The 14977-nt window shown below is 67.9% G+C and carries 14 protein-coding genes; 6 read left to right on the top strand and 8 right to left on the bottom strand.

Going from position 1 to position 14977, the window contains the following annotated elements:
- Positions 1–9: 9 nt before the first annotated feature.
- Entirely contained in the window at positions 10–1833 is a 1824-nt protein-coding gene (locus tag KBZ33_RS01090; protein WP_255011385.1) for a pyruvate kinase, read from the bottom strand.
- A 5-nt stretch (positions 1834–1838) separates the two neighbouring features.
- Positions 1839–3779 (bottom strand): NAD-binding protein, encoded by a 1941-nt coding sequence (locus KBZ33_RS01085; RefSeq protein WP_254949562.1) that lies wholly within the window; start codon positions 3777–3779, stop codon positions 1839–1841.
- Between the two features lie 140 nt (positions 3780–3919).
- Here KBZ33_RS01085 and KBZ33_RS01080 point away from each other — a divergent pair, with 140 nt between their 5' ends.
- Together KBZ33_RS01080 and KBZ33_RS01075 are read left to right on the top strand one after the other, a co-directional pair.
- Complete coding sequence (locus KBZ33_RS01080) at positions 3920–6445, top strand: glycogen/starch/alpha-glucan phosphorylase (RefSeq protein ID WP_254949563.1); 2526 nt, start codon at positions 3920–3922, stop codon at positions 6443–6445.
- A gap of 45 nt (positions 6446–6490) precedes the next feature.
- Complete coding sequence (locus KBZ33_RS01075; RefSeq protein ID WP_255011383.1) at positions 6491–6904, top strand: Crp/Fnr family transcriptional regulator; 414 nt, start codon at positions 6491–6493, stop codon at positions 6902–6904.
- Here KBZ33_RS01075 and KBZ33_RS01070 read toward each other — a convergent pair.
- A complete protein-coding gene (locus KBZ33_RS01070) occupies positions 6882–8114 on the bottom strand; it encodes an FAD/NAD(P)-binding oxidoreductase (RefSeq protein ID WP_254949565.1) in 1233 nt (410 codons plus the stop codon). The two genes, KBZ33_RS01075 and KBZ33_RS01070, sit on opposite strands and share 23 nt — an antisense overlap.
- Before the next feature lie 114 nt (positions 8115–8228).
- On the opposite strand from KBZ33_RS01070, the gene KBZ33_RS01065 reads away from it, so the two are divergent.
- The gene (locus tag KBZ33_RS01065) at positions 8229–8441 is read left to right on the top strand and encodes an acetyltransferase (RefSeq protein ID WP_254949566.1); all 213 of its coding nucleotides are present in this window, start codon (positions 8229–8231) and stop codon (positions 8439–8441) included.
- Positions 8442–8476: 35 nt separating this feature from the next.
- Positions 8477–9454, top strand: coding sequence for a cation diffusion facilitator family transporter (locus tag KBZ33_RS01060; protein ID WP_254949567.1), 978 nt, complete (start codon positions 8477–8479; stop codon positions 9452–9454).
- On the opposite strand, the gene cysW is transcribed toward KBZ33_RS01060, so the two are convergent.
- The gene (cysW, locus tag KBZ33_RS01055) at positions 9387–10292 is read right to left on the bottom strand and encodes a sulfate ABC transporter permease subunit CysW (RefSeq protein ID WP_254949568.1); all 906 of its coding nucleotides are present in this window, start codon (positions 10290–10292) and stop codon (positions 9387–9389) included. The genes KBZ33_RS01060 and cysW overlap by 68 nt on opposite strands.
- A 36-nt stretch (positions 10293–10328) precedes the next feature.
- The gene (cysT, locus tag KBZ33_RS01050) at positions 10329–11180 is read right to left on the bottom strand and encodes a sulfate ABC transporter permease subunit CysT (protein ID WP_254949569.1); all 852 of its coding nucleotides are present in this window, start codon (positions 11178–11180) and stop codon (positions 10329–10331) included.
- 95 nt (positions 11181–11275) lie between these two features.
- Here cysT and KBZ33_RS01045 point away from each other — a divergent pair, with 95 nt between their 5' ends.
- Complete coding sequence (locus tag KBZ33_RS01045) at positions 11276–12298, top strand: sulfate/molybdate ABC transporter ATP-binding protein (RefSeq protein WP_254949570.1); 1023 nt, start codon at positions 11276–11278, stop codon at positions 12296–12298.
- On the opposite strand, the gene KBZ33_RS01040 is transcribed toward KBZ33_RS01045, so the two are convergent.
- From KBZ33_RS01040 to KBZ33_RS01030, 3 genes are all read right to left on the bottom strand, one after another.
- Positions 12286–12477 carry a hypothetical protein gene (locus KBZ33_RS01040; RefSeq protein ID WP_254949571.1) on the bottom strand — a complete coding sequence of 64 codons (192 nt, stop codon included), beginning with the start codon at positions 12475–12477 and terminating at the stop codon, positions 12286–12288. The genes KBZ33_RS01045 and KBZ33_RS01040 overlap by 13 nt on opposite strands.
- A 77-nt stretch (positions 12478–12554) precedes the next feature.
- A complete protein-coding gene (locus KBZ33_RS01035) occupies positions 12555–13106 on the bottom strand; it encodes a Crp/Fnr family transcriptional regulator (RefSeq protein WP_254949572.1) in 552 nt (183 codons plus the stop codon).
- A gap of 179 nt (positions 13107–13285) precedes the next feature.
- Positions 13286–13717, bottom strand: coding sequence for an Rrf2 family transcriptional regulator (locus KBZ33_RS01030; RefSeq protein WP_254949573.1), 432 nt, complete (start codon positions 13715–13717; stop codon positions 13286–13288).
- A gap of 162 nt (positions 13718–13879) precedes the next feature.
- Here KBZ33_RS01030 and KBZ33_RS01025 point away from each other — a divergent pair, with 162 nt between their 5' ends.
- Positions 13880–14941 carry a sulfate ABC transporter substrate-binding protein gene (locus tag KBZ33_RS01025; RefSeq protein WP_254949574.1) on the top strand — a complete coding sequence of 354 codons (1062 nt, stop codon included), beginning with the start codon at positions 13880–13882 and terminating at the stop codon, positions 14939–14941.
- Positions 14942–14977: the final 36 nt, after the last annotated feature.

Raw genomic sequence — 14977 nt, 5'->3', positions numbered from 1 at the left:
GGGTTTCGATCACGGCAGCGGCTCGTCGGTTACACAGTTGCTGCGGAACGCCAGGCAAGTGAGCAAGGGGTGGCTGCGGTCGCTCCTGTCACTGGCGCTGCGGGCCACGATCGCCTCCAGCACCTTCACGGTGGCCGTGATGTTGGGTCCCTTGTTGAGCATCACCGCATCGGCCCGGGCCCCCATGGCCGCATCGGTGATCTCGGCGCGGGTGGGATGGCCGTGCTGGGCCAGGGTGTCGAGCACCTCGGTGGCCCAGATGCAGGGGACGTGGGCCGCGGCGCAGATCCGCAGGATCTCCTCCTGAATCGGCGCCAGGGCCTCCCAGCCGCACTCGATCGCCAGGTCGCCCCGGGCGATCATCACCCCCACCGGGGCCCCGTGGCCCATGGCCGCGAGCAGCAGCCGGGGCAGGTTGAGAAAGGCCTGACGGGTTTCGATCTTGAGCACCACCGCCAGATCCCCCCGGCCCCTCTCCTCCAGGCACTGGCGCAGGGTCTGGATGTCGGAATCCCTGTGCACGAAGGAATAGCTGATCATGTCGGCGTGCTGGGTCACGAACGCCAGGTCCTCGATGTCCTTGGCGGTCAGCGCCGGGGTGCGCAGGTCACTGTCGGGGAAATTGATCCCCTTGTCGGAGCGAAGCCGGCTGCCCTTGGCCTGCGCCGTGGTGACCTCAAGCACCACCTCCTGGGCGGACACCCCCCGGATCACACCGCCGATGCGGCCATCGTCGAAGAGCACCCGTTCCCCGAGGCGCAGATCGCCGAACACCTCCGGCAGGGTGCAGGGGAGTGTGCCGCCGCCCTGGTCCGGCTCCGGTGTCAGACGGATGGCGTCGCCCGGGCGCAGCAGCCGTTCGCCGCTCACCGGCGCCAGCGGACCGACGCGCAGCCGGGCCTTGCGATGCCGCTGGCGGAACACCAGGCCGGAGCGGAAGCGGCAGGTCTGGTCGGCCTGCAGCAGCACCCCATCGGGGCCAGACCGCACCACGGTGAGGATCCGCCGGCGGCCGGAGGCGTCACGCCCCCGCAACCGATCGCCCGCCTTCAAGCGCTTCGCCTTCGACAGCCGCACCGGCACCAGCACGGCTTCGGTGTCCGGCGGCGGGGGCATGGCTCCCGGCGGCACCGCCAGAATCCGCACCGGTTGGCTGGGTCGTCCCATGCGGTCGCGGGGGGGGCGCACCCGGATCACCGCGGGCTGGAGGGCCAGCTGGCCGGTGCGCAGCTTCGGGCCCGCCAGATCCATGGCGATCGCACAGGGGCGGCCGGTGGCCAGCCTGGCCTGGGTGAGCCCGTCCACCATCCGGCCCCAGACCACGGGGTCGTCATGGGCGCAATTGATGCGGGCGATGGTCATCCCCGCCTCCAGCAGATCGGCGATCAGGGCGGGTCGCTCGGCCGCTTCCGCCGGCAGGGTGACCATGATTCCGGCAACTCCGGCGGCGGCCAGGGCTCCGAACAACCGGTCGCAATGGTGCTGCAGTTGACCTGGACCAGGCTGGCCCTGGAAGACGCTCGGCGGTGCCGCCTGCGCCGACGGTCCCAGACCTTCGAGCGCTTCGAGAGCGGTGATCACCGCCTCCAGGCTGGAGAGCAGGTGGGGGTCACAATCGGTGAGAGCGCAGAGCCCCCGTTGTCGCAACGCCTTCGGCAAGCCCGGATGGGCATGGCGATGGAAGGCGATGAAATGCAGCAGGTTGCGGGCACTGTCCCCGTACTCGGGGTGAATGGCCTCCAGGCAAGCCTCCTCCTCCACCTCGATGCGCCCCAGGGTGGTCCTCAGGGCCTGCAACGTCTCGAGTAGCCAGCGGTCCGGGGGAGGACTCACATCCGTCATGCACCGTTGCCCATGGACTGGGTGGATTCACGCACGGATACGGATTCCAAGTGGCTGCGGATGCCCTGACGTCGCAACTCCTCCGCCAGCTGTTCGGCCAGCTCGCGGTCGAGAGCTGGGGTGAGATGGTCGGCGCCATCAAGCAGCGGGGCCATCGCCCCCGGCGCGCCACCCAGGTGCCGGGCCAGGGACTGGAGCGCCTCGAAGCGACCTTCCTGCCGGGGGGAGCCCTGCAGGCGCAGGCGCCATCCAGGCGGATCCGGACGGCCCAGCTCGACCCGCCGCAGCTGCGCCAGGGTGGCCAGCACCACCAGCTGGTCGCCCGCCGCCAGCACCAGATCCAGGGAGGGCAACACCAGGGGGGAACGGCGCCCGGGACGCAGCAGATGGATGGTGGTGACTCCGTAGCCATGCTCGATCCTGGAGAGGTTCAGACCCGACAAAGCATCGCCCTGCTGAATCCGGTAGCGCACCAGCAGATGGTTGGCCCCATCGATCCGGCAGATCTCCTCCACCCGTTCGCCGAACGCCGTGGCCACCACGGCATCCGCAACCAGATCCATGCTGGAGATCACCGCCACACCACCGAGCAGGTCGCCGAGTCGTTCGGCCGCCTCGACCGCATGGGACAGGATGGCGTAGCGGGCGTCAGGCCAGGACTTCTGCAGCTGGAAGGTCTCCTGAAGATTGGCGAGCAGATCCACGGAGAGCAGACCGATCCCCTCCAGCCTGCAGTGCTGCAGCGCGGCGAGCGCCGCTTCCCAGCGGTGGAAGACCACCAACCCCGGCCGGTGCAGGGGCTGGGCAGGTCGCGAATCGATCAGCAGCACCTGCAGTCCGTCCCTGACCAGGTTGTCGGCCACCCGCACCGCAAGCTCCTCCCCCTCGGCCAGCAGGATCCAGCGGCTGCCACGCCGGAAACGGCCGGGATGGCCCAATCCGAAACGCTCCCGCAGCAACCGTTCCAGGATCACCGCCACCAGCGCGGAGGTGAGCAGCGTTCCGAGCAGGGAATACAGCAGGGTGAGGCCGATCATCCAGGGGGCCGCCGCGGCGATGCCGTCATCCGCAGGCAGCATCACGTTCACCGGATCGACGTACTCCCCCTTCAGCAGGGACAGGGTGACGAACAACCCCTGGCGCCAGCCGCCGCCGGCGGAGAACAGGGCCAGTCCGAGGCCCATGAGCAGCACGAGCCCCAGCAGCACGCCTTGCTGGAGCCGGCTGCGATGCCGCCACAGCCGCAGCGGTGCCCCCAGGCCGCGGCGCAGGGCCATCCACCGGCCCCTGGCCGTCGTGGCGGGGACGGCGTCCGACGAACGGTGGTGGTGGGACCCCATCGGAATCACCTGCAGGGGTCGGGCCGGGTCCGCAGAGGCCTGACGCAGGCAGCGCTGCTGCCGTCGATCCAGGTCTTTTCCCTCCACCACCAGGTACGACTGACCATCGACGCGGAAGCAGGCCTCCTGGTGGCCAGGCCGCAGGGCCTCGGTGACGGCCCCGGCCGTGAGCAGCAGGGGATCCACCACGGCCACCCCGGGCAGGCGCTCCTCGAGCAGGGCCCCCAGGCTGGCCAGCTGGCCGGAGGAGCGCACCACCAGGTCGGCCGAGGGATTGAGCAACCGCACCTGCAGCGCCGCCTCCACGTTCACCGTGCTCTCGGAACTCAGCAACAACACAGCGCGGGCCGTCTCCACCCCGGCCTGGGAGAGCACATGGGGCAGGCGCATGTCCCCGAGCACCAGCGAGGATCCAAAGCGTTCCTCCAGGCGGGGATCGCGCCAGTCCGGCCGCTTCCGGTCCAGACAGCGCAGCGGCACGTCGAAGGGCAGCAGGCGCAGCAGGCAGGCCTGGCCCAGGGATCCGAGGCCACAGATGAGCACCGCACCTTCCCGCGGGCAGGACGCCCCGGGAACGGAGGACGGAGTGCTGGCCACCCCGGGCTGGGCTTCAGGGTCGGGAATGGAACGCTGGCAGGCCCTCCCATCTTCCCAAGCCCACGTTGATGCCGCTGCCCCCGGGTCTTAACCATCCCTGGTGAGGGTGAGGGTGAGGGTGTGCCCATGACCGTCCAGCCATGACCAGCACCCTCCCCCCCGTAATGGGTCTGCCCGAGCCTGGCTCCTACGCCGATCCCCAGCGCAACGGCCTGGCGGCGAAGGATCTTCTCGACGGCCTCATCGAGCACCTCTTCTATTCCCTGGGCCGGCGTGTGCAGGACGCCGGCCGCCACGACCTCTACATGGCGCTCAGCTACGCCGTGCGCGACCGGCTCATGAGCCGCTACCTGGCGGGTCTCGACGCCATCCTTGCCAGCCCCGCCCGGGGGGTGGCCTACCTCTCGGCCGAATTCCTGATCGGCCCCCAGCTCGGCAACAACCTGCTGATGCTCGGCATCCAGCAGGAGGCCGCCGAGGCCCTCAGGCCGTTCGGCATCGACGATATCGAGGAGATCCTCGATGTGGAAGAGGAACCGGGCCTGGGAAACGGCGGCCTCGGCCGCCTCGCCGCCTGCTTCCTCGAATCCCTCGCCACCCTGGAGATCCCCGCCACCGGCTACGGCATCCGCTACGAGTTCGGCATCTTCGACCAGCTCATCCGCGACGGCTGGCAGGTGGAGATCACCGACAAGTGGCTCAAGGGCGGCTGGCCCTGGGAAATCGTCCATCCCGAGAAGGCCTGCTTCGTGGGCTTCGGCGGCCACACCGAGAGCTACCGCGACGACCACGGCACCTACCACGTGCGCTGGATCCCGGCCGAGCACGCCATCGGCATTCCCCACGATGTGCCGGTGCTGGGGTATCGGGTGAACACCTGCAACCGACTGCGCCTCTGGCGGGCTGATGCCACCGAATCCTTCGACTTCCAGACCTTCAACAGCGGCGATTTCTATGGCGCCGTCGAACAGAAGGTGGGCTCGGAAACCATTTCCAAGGTGCTCTATCCCAACGACGGCACCGATGCCGGACGGCGCCTGCGCCTGATGCAGCAGCACTTCTTCGTCAGCTGCTCCCTCCAGGACATGGTCCGCAGCCTCGAGGCCCGTGGCCTTCCCATCCAGGAGTTCCCCGACCACTGGGCCGTCCAGCTCAACGACACCCACCCCTCCATCGCCGTCGCCGAGCTGATGCGGCTGCTCCTCGACGACAAACAGCTGGAATGGGAGGCCGCCTGGGCCATCACCACCGCCTGTCTCTCCTACACCAACCACACCCTCCTACCCGAGGCCCTCGAGACGTGGGGCCTCGGTCTCTTCGGCTCCCTGCTGCCCCGCCACCTGGAGCTGATCTTCGAGATCAACCACCGCTTCCTGCAGCAGGTGCGCCTCAGGTACCCCGGCAACGACGCCGTGCTGCGGCGCCTCTCGATCATCGATGAAGCCGGGGAGCAGGTCGTGCGCATGGCCCACCTCGCCACCATCGGCTCCCACCACATCAATGGCGTCGCCGCCCTGCACAGCGCCCTGGTCAAACAAGATTTGTTCCCCGACTTCGCCGCCCTCTGGCCCGGGAAGTTCACCAACGTCACCAATGGCGTAACACCGAGGCGCTGGCTGGCCCTGGCCAATCCAGCGCTGCATGCCTTGCTCTGCAACAGCATCGGCCCCGACTGGCCAGTTCGGCCCCAGGCCCTGCGCCGCCTCGAAGACTTCGAGCAGGACGGGGCGTTCCTGGAGCACTGGGGTGCCTGCAAGCGGACCGCCAAGCAACGCCTGGCCGGCTACATCCACCGGCAGCTGGCCTTGAGCGTCGACCCCGAAAGCCTCTTCGACGTGCAGGTGAAGCGCATCCACCAGTACAAGCGCCAGCACCTCAATGCCCTGCAGGTGATCGCCCAGTACCTGCGCATCAAGAACGGCCTCGCCGATGGCCTCGCCCCCCGCACCGTGATCTTCGGCGGCAAGGCCGCCCCGGGCTATGCCATGGCCAAGCTGATCATCCGCTTCATCAACGGCATCGCCGATGTGGTGAACGCCGACCCCGACATGGACGGCCGCCTGCGCGTCATCTTCCTGGCCGACTACAACGTCAAGCTCGGCGAGCGCGTCTACCCCGCCGCTGACCTCTCCGAGCAGATCTCCACCGCCGGCCTCGAGGCCTCCGGCACCGGCAACATGAAATTCATGATGAACGGCGCCCTCACCATCGGCACCCTCGACGGTGCCAACGTCGAGATCCGCGAGCAGGTGGGCGAAGACAACTTCTTCCTCTTCGGCCGCACCGCCGAGGAGATCGCCCAGTTGCGCAGCCACTACAGACCCTGGGAGTGGCTCGGGAGCGATCCGGTGCTGGCGGAGGTGTTCGACCTGATCGGGCAGGGGCACTTCAGCCAGGGGGACACGGAGCGGTTCCGCCCCCTGACGGACCAGCTGCAGGGGGCCGATCCCTTCTGCGTCCTGGCCGACTTCAGCGACTACCTCCGGGCCCAGGCCAGCGTCAGCGCCACCTGGGCCGACCGTAGCCGCTGGAATCGGATGGCCCTGCTGAACACCGCCCGCAGCAGCTTCTTCTCCTCCGACCGCGCCATCGGTGAGTACGCGGAGAGGATCTGGGACGTGAAGCCCACTCCGGTGACCATGACAGACGGCCCCGTTCCCACCTGATCCTTAACCCACCATCTGCAAGGTGGTGGGATCCAGGACTCTTCCATGACCTCCCCCTCCCCAGGCGCCCTGACCACCATGCGGCTCCTGGCCCAGGACCGGGACCTGCGAACGATCGCGGCTGGGGAAGTGATCTTCCGAGCTGGCGAGGCGGGCGCGTCGGTCTTCGGCATCGTCGATGGTGAAGTCCGGATCGACTGGGGCCATGACCACGATGGCGAAATCCTCGGCCCCGGCAGCAGCTTCGGGGTGGGGGCGCTGGTGGACAACCAGCATCGACGCGTCGGCACCGCCACGGCCGTGCGCGACACGCAATTGCTGGAGATGAACCGGGAGGAGTTTCTGTTCGCGCTCCAGGAACTGCCGATGTTCGCCCTGGAAATGCTGCACGGGCTGGAAGAACGCCTCGGCCACCTGAAGCAGTCCGGCAGCGACCTCAGCCAGCCACCCCCGGCATGAAGCGCCGTTCGTGGGGGGCTCCCTTGAGCATGCGGTTCCAGTAGATCCAGGGCAGCACGTCTTTCTTCATCACCCACATGCTCCAGCGCTCCTGGGTGGGGTCGAGGGGGAAGGAGGGAACGGGCTGGCCGTCGTAGTTGAACTCGGCCATGATCACGCGCCCGTAGCCGGTGATCAGCGGACAGCAGGCATAGCCGTCGTAGCGGGCGGCCAGGGGCTGGCCGTCGAGGTGGGCCAGCAGGTTGGCCACCAGCACCGGGGCCTGGCCCCGCACCGCCGCGGCGGTTTTGGAATTCGGCAGTGAGGAGACGTCGCCGAGGGAAAAAACGTTGGCATGGCGCACGTGCTGGGTGGTGAATTTGTCCACCTCCACCCAGCCGCCCGGCCCGGCCACCGCCAGGGGGCTGGTGGCCACCACATCCGGGGCCGCCATCGGCGGGGTGACATGCAGCATGCCGAAGGGCAGCACTTCTTCGCGCACCGTGTCGCCCTCCTTGACGGCGAAGACCGCCTCCTTGCTGGCGGCGCGGACCTCCTTGAGGGTGTGCTGGTAGTGGGGCTCGATGCCGCGGCGGGCCACCACCTGGCGCAGGGGTTCGGCGAAGGTGGGAATGGCGAAGATCCCCGGTGTGGCGGTGGCGTAGATCACCTTGGTCGCCGCGGCCACCGCCGGCGAACGCTTGAAGACGTCGTCGGCCAGGTACATGATCTTCTGGGGCGCCCCGGCACACTTGATCGGCGTGTCGGGGAAGGTGAAGATCGCGTTGCCGCCGCTGAAGGCCTGGATCGTCGTCCAGGTGTAATCAACCAGATCCTTGGAATAGTTGCTGGTGATCCCATGGCTGCCGAGGGCTTCCGGCAGACCCTTGATCCGGTCCCAGCAGAGCTTGATGCCGGTGGCCACCACCAGCACGTCGTAGTGGAGTGTTTCGCCGTCGGTGCTGGTCACGGTGCCGGCCACCGGATCGAAACCGGCGGCGGCGGCGCGGATCCAGCGCACCCCTTCGGGAATCAGATCAGCCTCGGCGCGGCGGGTCTGCTCCAGGGTGAAGACGCCACCGCCCACCAGGGTCCAGCCGGGTTGGTAGTAGTGGTCGGGCGAGGGCTCAAGGATGGCGATCTCCAGGCCCGGCCGCGCCCGCTTGAGCTGGCTGGCCACGGTGAGGCCCGCTGCCCCTCCGCCGACGATCAGGATCTGGTGATGGGCCATGGAACGGAATTCAGACGGGAAGGACCCGGCAGCGGCGAGGGAGAAATGTCACGGAGGCTACCTTCGCCGGCACCATGGCACCAGAGTGAAGGTATCGAGAACCGGAGCAGGGCGATGTTCCTGAAAGTACGCCACAACGATGACGCCAGCCTGGTGGAGGTGCTCAACGTCAAGCAGTTGTTCAATCCCTTCGACATCCGGGTCGAGGCCCGGCTCCATGGCGGCGAGGAGATGCAGGATCCCGAGGAGTACGCCAAGGTCGATCTGTTCTTTCCCTCCGGGGAGGCCCTGCCCCGGTGCTGGCTCGATTCCCACTACCAGAGCTGAGGGCCAGCCGACGCCAGCGCTGCTAAGACGCCTCCATGGCGCTCCGTTCCCACCAACACAAGCAAGCCCACGAGCACGGCCATCAGCACCCCCAGGGTTCGCCCCGGGCCTTCTTCTGGGGTGTGCTGCTGAACAGCGGCCTGTCCGGGCTGCAGCTGGCGATCGGCATCGGCTTCGGCTCCCTGGCCCTGATCGGTGATGCCATTCACAACCTCGGTGACGTGGCGGGGCTGCTGTTCGGCTGGGGGGCCGAACGGCTCAGCGCCCGTCCGGCCACGGCCCGCTTCACCTATGGCTTCGGCCGCAGCACCCAGCTGGCCTCGCTGATGAACGCGGCCCTGATCCTGATGGCGGCGGGGGTGGTGATCGTCGAGGGGGTGCAACGGCTACTGGATCCGGTGCCGGTGGTGAGCGGCCCGGTGGCCTGGGCGGCGGCGGCCGGCATCGTGGTCAACCTGCTGTCGGCCCGCCTGTTCGGCACTGGTCACCACCACGATCTGAACCGGCGGGCGGCGGTGGTGCACCTGCTCACCGATGCCGCCGTCTCGGCCGCGGTGCTGGTCAGCGCGGTGCTGGTGGGGCTGGTGGGCTGGCTGTGGCTGGATGCCGCCACCGCCATCGGCGTGGGGTTGGCGGTGGCCTGGAGCGGCTGGCAGCTGTTGGTGGAAGCCCTCAGCGCCTCCCTCGATGCCGTGCCACGGGACATCAACCTGACCGCGGTGGAGACGGCCCTGCGCAGCCTGCCCGGTGTGGAAAACGTGCACCATCTGCATGTCTGGGGCATGAGCACCTCCCGGATCGCCCTGACAGCCCACCTGGGCCGGCCCATCGATGGCGAGGACGACGCAGAGCTGCTGCAGCTGGCCCAGCAGCGGCTGGCCGAGCTCGGCATCACCCACAGCACGCTCCAGATTGAACCGCCCGGGGGTTGCTCGCAGGCCCCGATCAGCCGTCCAGAGGATTCCGGCTCGCTTTCTTGTCCTGCTCCAGAACCTGCTCCACCAGGATCTTGAGCAGCAGCGACACGATCGCCACGCCCCCCAGCACCATGGCCGCGCCGAAGGCCAGCTCGGTCTGGTAGTTCTTGTAGGCGTCCTCCACAAACAGGGGCAGGGTCTGGGTCTGGCCCTCGATGTTGCCGCTGACCACCGCCACAGCCCCGAATTCCCCCAGGGCCCGGGCCGTGGTGAGGATCAGCCCGTAAAGGGCCGCCCAGCGCACCGAAGGGAGTGTCACTTTCCAGAACACCTGCCAGTTCGTGGCGCCCAGGGTGCGGGCGGCCTCCTCCTGCTCCCAGCCCTCCTCCTCCAGCAAAGGAATCACCTCCCGGGCCATGAAGGGGAAGGTGACGATGATCGTGGCCAGCACGATGCCGGGCCAGGAAAAGATGATCTTCCAGCCCAGGCTGTCCACCACGCCGCCCAGCAACCCCTGGGTGGGGCTGTAGAGAAGAACCAGCATCAGACCCACCACCACCGGTGAGATCGAGAAAGGCAGGTCGATGATGCTGAGCAGCAACGCCTTGCCGCGGAACTGACGGCGGGCGATGGCGGTGGCGGCAGCCAGCCCGAAGATCACATTGCAGGGCACCGCCACGGCGGTGGCGAACAGGGTGAGCCGCAGGGCGGAGAGCAGTTCGTGGGAGCGGAAGTTCTCCAGGAAGGGGCCCAGACCCTTGGCGAAGGCCGAGACCACCACACTCAGGGCCGGCAGCAGGATCACCACCCCCACATAGAGGCAGGCGATCAGCGGAATCAGGATCCCCGGCAGGTGGAAGCCTCGGCGGCGTGACCTTTTCCCTCGTTCGGGAGTGGGCCTGGGGGTCTCCAGGGTGGGGACGACGATGGTCATGGCGGGAGAAACAGCAGAAAAGAAGCTGAAGGGAAGTCAGGCCTGATTGCCCTGGTAGCGCTGGCCCCAGACCTGCAGCAGGTTGATCACCAGCAGGCTGAACAGGGAGAAGATCAACATCACCGAACCGATCACGGTGGCGGCCTCAAAGTCGTACTCCTCGAGTTTCTGGATGATCAGGGTGGGGGTGATCAGGTCACGGAAGGGCACGTTGCTGGAGATCATCACCACCGAGCCGTATTCCCCCACGGCCCGGCTGTAGCCCTGGGCCACCCCGCCGAGGATCGCCGGCAACAGTTGGGGCAGCACCACCCGCACGGTGGTCTGCAATGGCGAGGCCCCCAGGCACCAGGAGGCTTCCTCCTGCTCCCTCTCCAGGGAACGCAGCACCGGCTCCACCGTCCGCACCACGAAGGGCAGCGAGATGAACACCATCGCCACCGCCACCCCGGGGGCGGCAAAGGCCACCTTGAGGCCGAAGGCCTCGTTCAGCGGTTGCCCCAGCCAGCCGTTGGTGCTGTAGACGGCCGTGAGGGCCAGCCCAGCCACGGCGGTGGGCAGGGCGAAGGGGAGATCGATCAGGGCATCCAGCAGCCGCTGGCCCGGGAAGCGGCAGCGCACCAGCGCCCAGGCCACCACCAGCCCGAACACGCCGTTGATCAGGCTGGCCACGAGAGCGAGGCCGAAGCTGACCCGGTAGGTGGCGAGGGCCTCGGGGGTGGTGGCCATCTCCCAGAACCCGACGGGACCGACGCGGGCGGCCTTGAGCAGCATGGCCCCCAGGGGCAGAAAAAGGATCAGGCCCAGGTAGGTCCAGGTGATGCGCCAGGGCCAGCTGGGCAGCGCCAGGGCCGGTGGGCGCCAGCGACGCAGGAGGGCGGGGGCCATCGGGGCAGGGGGACGGATGGACGTCAGACTAAAGGACGGTTCGGCGGTGCGCTTACCGGTATAGTCGGATTCTCCCTGCCACCCAGGCCGCTCCGATGGGCATCCGCGTCGCCAACGTCAGCAAGAACTTCGGCGACTTCTGTGCCGTGGACGACGTCAGCGTCGACGTGGAGAGTGGCTCCCTGGTGGCCCTGCTGGGGCCGTCCGGATCAGGCAAGAGCACCCTGCTGCGCCTGATCGCCGGGCTGGAGGAGGCCGATGCCGGCCGCATCTGGATCACCGGCGAAGAGGCCACCCAACGCTCGGTGCAGGAGCGCCAGGTGGGCTTCGTGTTCCAGCATTTCGCCCTGTTCAAGCACCGCAACGTGCGTCGCAACGTGGCCTTCGGCCTCGAGCTGCGCCGCTGGAAGCCCGAGGCGATCCGCCGCCGCGTGGACGAACTGCTCGACCTTGTCCACCTGCGGGGCTATGGCAGCCGCTTCCCCTCCCAGCTCTCCGGCGGCCAGCGCCAGCGGGTGGCCCTGGCCCGGGCCCTGGCGGTGCAGCCCCGGGTGCTGCTGCTCGATGAGCCCTTCAGCGCCCTCGATGCCAAGGTGCGCAAGGAGCTGCGCGCCTGGTTGCGCAACCTCCACGACGAGATGCACGTCACCACCGTGATCGTCACCCACGACCAGGAAGAGGCCATGGAGGTGGCCGACCGGATCGTGGTGATGAACGAAGGCCGGGTGGAGCAGATCGGCTCCCCGGCGGAGATCTACGACCATCCCGCCTCCCCCTTCGTGATGAGCTTCGTGGGGGCCGTCAACGAACTGCCCAGCGGCGCCCTGCCCGTGCGCCGTGGCGCCGTGCCGCCGCTGCCGGCGGACGGGCGGATCTTCGTGCGCCCCCACCACGTGCAGGTGCATGCCACCCCCCAGCCGGGCACCGTGCCGGCACGCCTGCGTCGCCTCACCCACATGGGCCGCGACCTGCAGGCGGAACTGGTGCTCGACACGGAAGAGGTGGTGGTGGCCCAGTTCCCCCGGGAAGAGGTCGACGTCGCCAACCTGAAGCCCGGCGACCGACTGCATGTGATCAGCCGTCAGGCCCACGCCTTCCAGCCGGATTATTCGATCTGAGATGCGGCGGCGCGGCGCCGCGGAGGTTCGGAACGGACCTCCGCCAGGCGGGCATCGGCGAGGTACTGGGCCACGGCCAGGGGATCCTGGTGGCGCAGCAGCTCACCGTTGCGGAAAACGAGGGTGAAGCGTTGGGGCTGGGGCTCATTGAGCCTGGAGCGGAAATACTGGGCGACCATGGCGATCAGGGTTGTTGAAAGGGATGGGTGCTGTGAATGGGACGTTGAGAGTTTGGTGCTGAAACGCTTCGGCACGCTCAGGGGATGCTGACCATCAGGTCGGTGTCACTCACCTGATGCAGCAGGCCGAGGCGCTTGAAATGGTTGAGGGTCTTGGTGACCGTCACCCGGGTGAGGCCGCAGATCTCCGCCAGGGCCTGGTGGGTGAGGTTCATGTCGCGAAGCGAGAGCCTGTAGCCCCGGCTGCTGACCTGCCCGAAGCGGATGCCGATCCAGCGCAGCAGCCTCAGCAGCCGCGACTCGGCGCCGCGGACCCGGTTGATTTCGAACAGTTCCTCGGTGTTGCGGATCTGGTGATGCAGGAAGGCCAGGATCTCGGCCTCGCTGGGATGGCCCTGCTCCACCACGACGGTGGACAGGCACTGGATCTCCACCGGCCGCAGGGCTGAGTAGGCATTGGTCACCCAGTCGCCCGGGCCCCAGAGGCCGAGGGTGAAGGACTCGCCGTCCTCGTCGTGGGACGCGGTGCGGATGTAGCCGTCCTGGATTCTCCAGTGCAGCCCATCGGGCAGGACGTCATGGGGCAGGAGCGTGAGGCGGAGAGCCTGGGGTAAGCGTGAGGTGGCCATGGCCGCAGGAAAAAAGGGATGGGGTCGGGGTCATCTGGGCAGAGCAAACGGCCAGCGATCGGCTGGCAACAGGCATTCGCTGACAACAGCACATGGGGGGCCTGCGGGGACCCCCAAACCATACCTCGCATTCCCCATCGGTAATGTGGCCTATTTAACGATCCAGCGCGGGCTCCGCCTCAGATGAAGTACATCGCCTGGGCCTGGGCCAGATGGTCCCGCTGGTCGAGCAGGTCCTGCAGGGTGGTGCCCGAGAGAATCCCCAGGCGGGCCTCCTCCAGGCGCTGCTCCAGCCGGCCCAGCACCTCGAATTCGGGAGTGGCGCCCTCGCCAGCGGAACGGGGGGCCACATCCCCCTCCAGGCAAGTCACCACGTCATCGACGCGGATCTCCGCCGGCGGCCGGGCCAGCTGGTAGCCCCCCTTCGGCCCGCGGATGCTGCGCAGGATCTGGCCCCGGCGCAGGCTGGCGAGCATCTGCTCCAGGTAGCGGTCGGGGATGGCCTGGCGCTGGGCGATCTCCGCCACCTGCAGCACCCCGCCGCGGGAATGGATGGCGGCCAGCTCCATGAGCGAGACGAGGCCGTAGCCGGTTTTCGCGCTGAAGGCCAAGGGATTCCACGGTTGTCTTACGGGGATTGTGGCAGCCCCACAGCATTGGGGAACCGCCCCCCAGGCTCCCCATCGGTGTAGTCCGCCCTACATCAGCGGAGCCAGGCGAGGGATAGCTTTCAACAGTTCACCCATCGGATAACTGTGCTTCATTCGTTCTCCTTGTCGGCCGCTCCAGCCGGCCGCCGCCCGTGGCATCCCGGCCTGGTGGCCGCCCCCCTGGCCGCCGCCCTTGCCCTGGGGGGTTCCGGCACCCTGCTGCCCCTGCAGGCCCAGGCCCAGCAACCGGCGAAAAATCAGGAACTGCTGCTGGTCTCCTACGCCGTCACCAAGGCGGCCTACGACAGGATCATTCCCCGATTCACGGCCGACTGGAAGAAGCGGACCGGCCAGAGCGTTGTCATCCGCACCAGCTACGGCGGCTCCGGTTCCCAGACCCGGGCGGTGATCGACGGGCTGGCGGCGGATGTGGTGGGCCTGGCCCTGACGGCCGACACCCTCAAGCTCGAGGAGGCGGGGCTGATCCGTCCGGGCTGGGAGAAGGAGAACCCCAACAACAGCATCATCACCAACTCGGTGGTCGCCTTCTTCGTGAGACCCGGCAACCCCAAGAAGGTCCGCACCTGGAACGATCTCGACAACAAGAATGTGGAGGTGATCACCGCCAATCCCAAAACCTCCGGCGGCGCCCGCTGGAACTTCCTGGGCCTCTGGGGCTCGGTGACCGAGACCGGCGGCAATGAAGCCAAGGCCCGCGCCTTCGTGACGAACGTCTATCGCAATGTGGAAACCCTGCCCAAGGATGCCCGTGAGGCCACCGACGTCTTCGTGAAACGCAACCAGGGTGATGTGCTGCTCAACTACGAGAACGAGGCGATCCTGGCCAGGAAGAGCGGCACCTGGAAAACCCCCTACATCGTGCCCACCACGAACATCCTGATCGAAGGGCCGATTGCCGTGGTCGACAAAAACGTGGACCGCAAGGGAACCCGCAAGGTGGCCGAAGCCTTCGCCCGCTGCCTCTACACCGATGCGGCCCAGCGGGCCTTCGCCGAGGAGGGCTTCCGGCCCGTCACCGCCAAGGTCAAGGCCGAGACGCGATCCCGATTTGCTCCGGTCACGAAGCTGTTCACCGCGAAGGACTTCGGCGGCTGGGACACCATCAACAAGCGTTTCTTCGGCAAGGGAGGGCTCTGGGATTCGATCTTCTCCAAATCCCGCTGAGGCCGGCCGGCTCACCCCGAGCCCGCACCGGACGGG

Source organism: Cyanobium sp. Cruz-8D1 (assembly GCF_024345975.1).
Taxonomy (GTDB): Bacteria; Cyanobacteriota; Cyanobacteriia; order PCC-6307; family Cyanobiaceae; genus Cyanobium.
The sequence above is the reverse complement of the archived record's forward strand: the minus strand, read 5'-3'. Positions and strand labels throughout refer to the sequence as shown.

What these genes read in the sequence shown, in the direction of transcription:
- KBZ33_RS01080 (WP_254949563.1), top strand. Translation starts at nt 3,920, where the DNA reads ATGACCAGCACCCTCCCCCCCGTAATGGGTCTGCCCGAGCCTGGCTCC.
- KBZ33_RS01075 (WP_255011383.1), top strand. Translation starts at nt 6,491, where the DNA reads ATGACCTCCCCCTCCCCAGGCGCCCTGACCACCATGCGGCTCCTGGCC.
- KBZ33_RS01070 (WP_254949565.1), bottom strand. Translation starts at nt 8,114, where the DNA reads ATGGCCCATCACCAGATCCTGATCGTCGGCGGAGGGGCAGCGGGCCTC.
- KBZ33_RS01065 (WP_254949566.1), top strand. Translation starts at nt 8,229, where the DNA reads ATGTTCCTGAAAGTACGCCACAACGATGACGCCAGCCTGGTGGAGGTG.
- KBZ33_RS01060 (WP_254949567.1), top strand. Translation starts at nt 8,477, where the DNA reads ATGGCGCTCCGTTCCCACCAACACAAGCAAGCCCACGAGCACGGCCAT.
- cysW (WP_254949568.1), bottom strand. Translation starts at nt 10,292, where the DNA reads ATGACCATCGTCGTCCCCACCCTGGAGACCCCCAGGCCCACTCCCGAA.
- cysT (WP_254949569.1), bottom strand. Translation starts at nt 11,180, where the DNA reads ATGGCCCCCGCCCTCCTGCGTCGCTGGCGCCCACCGGCCCTGGCGCTG.
- KBZ33_RS01045 (WP_254949570.1), top strand. Translation starts at nt 11,276, where the DNA reads ATGGGCATCCGCGTCGCCAACGTCAGCAAGAACTTCGGCGACTTCTGT.
- KBZ33_RS01040 (WP_254949571.1), bottom strand. Translation starts at nt 12,477, where the DNA reads ATGGTCGCCCAGTATTTCCGCTCCAGGCTCAATGAGCCCCAGCCCCAA.
- KBZ33_RS01035 (WP_254949572.1), bottom strand. Translation starts at nt 13,106, where the DNA reads ATGGCCACCTCACGCTTACCCCAGGCTCTCCGCCTCACGCTCCTGCCC.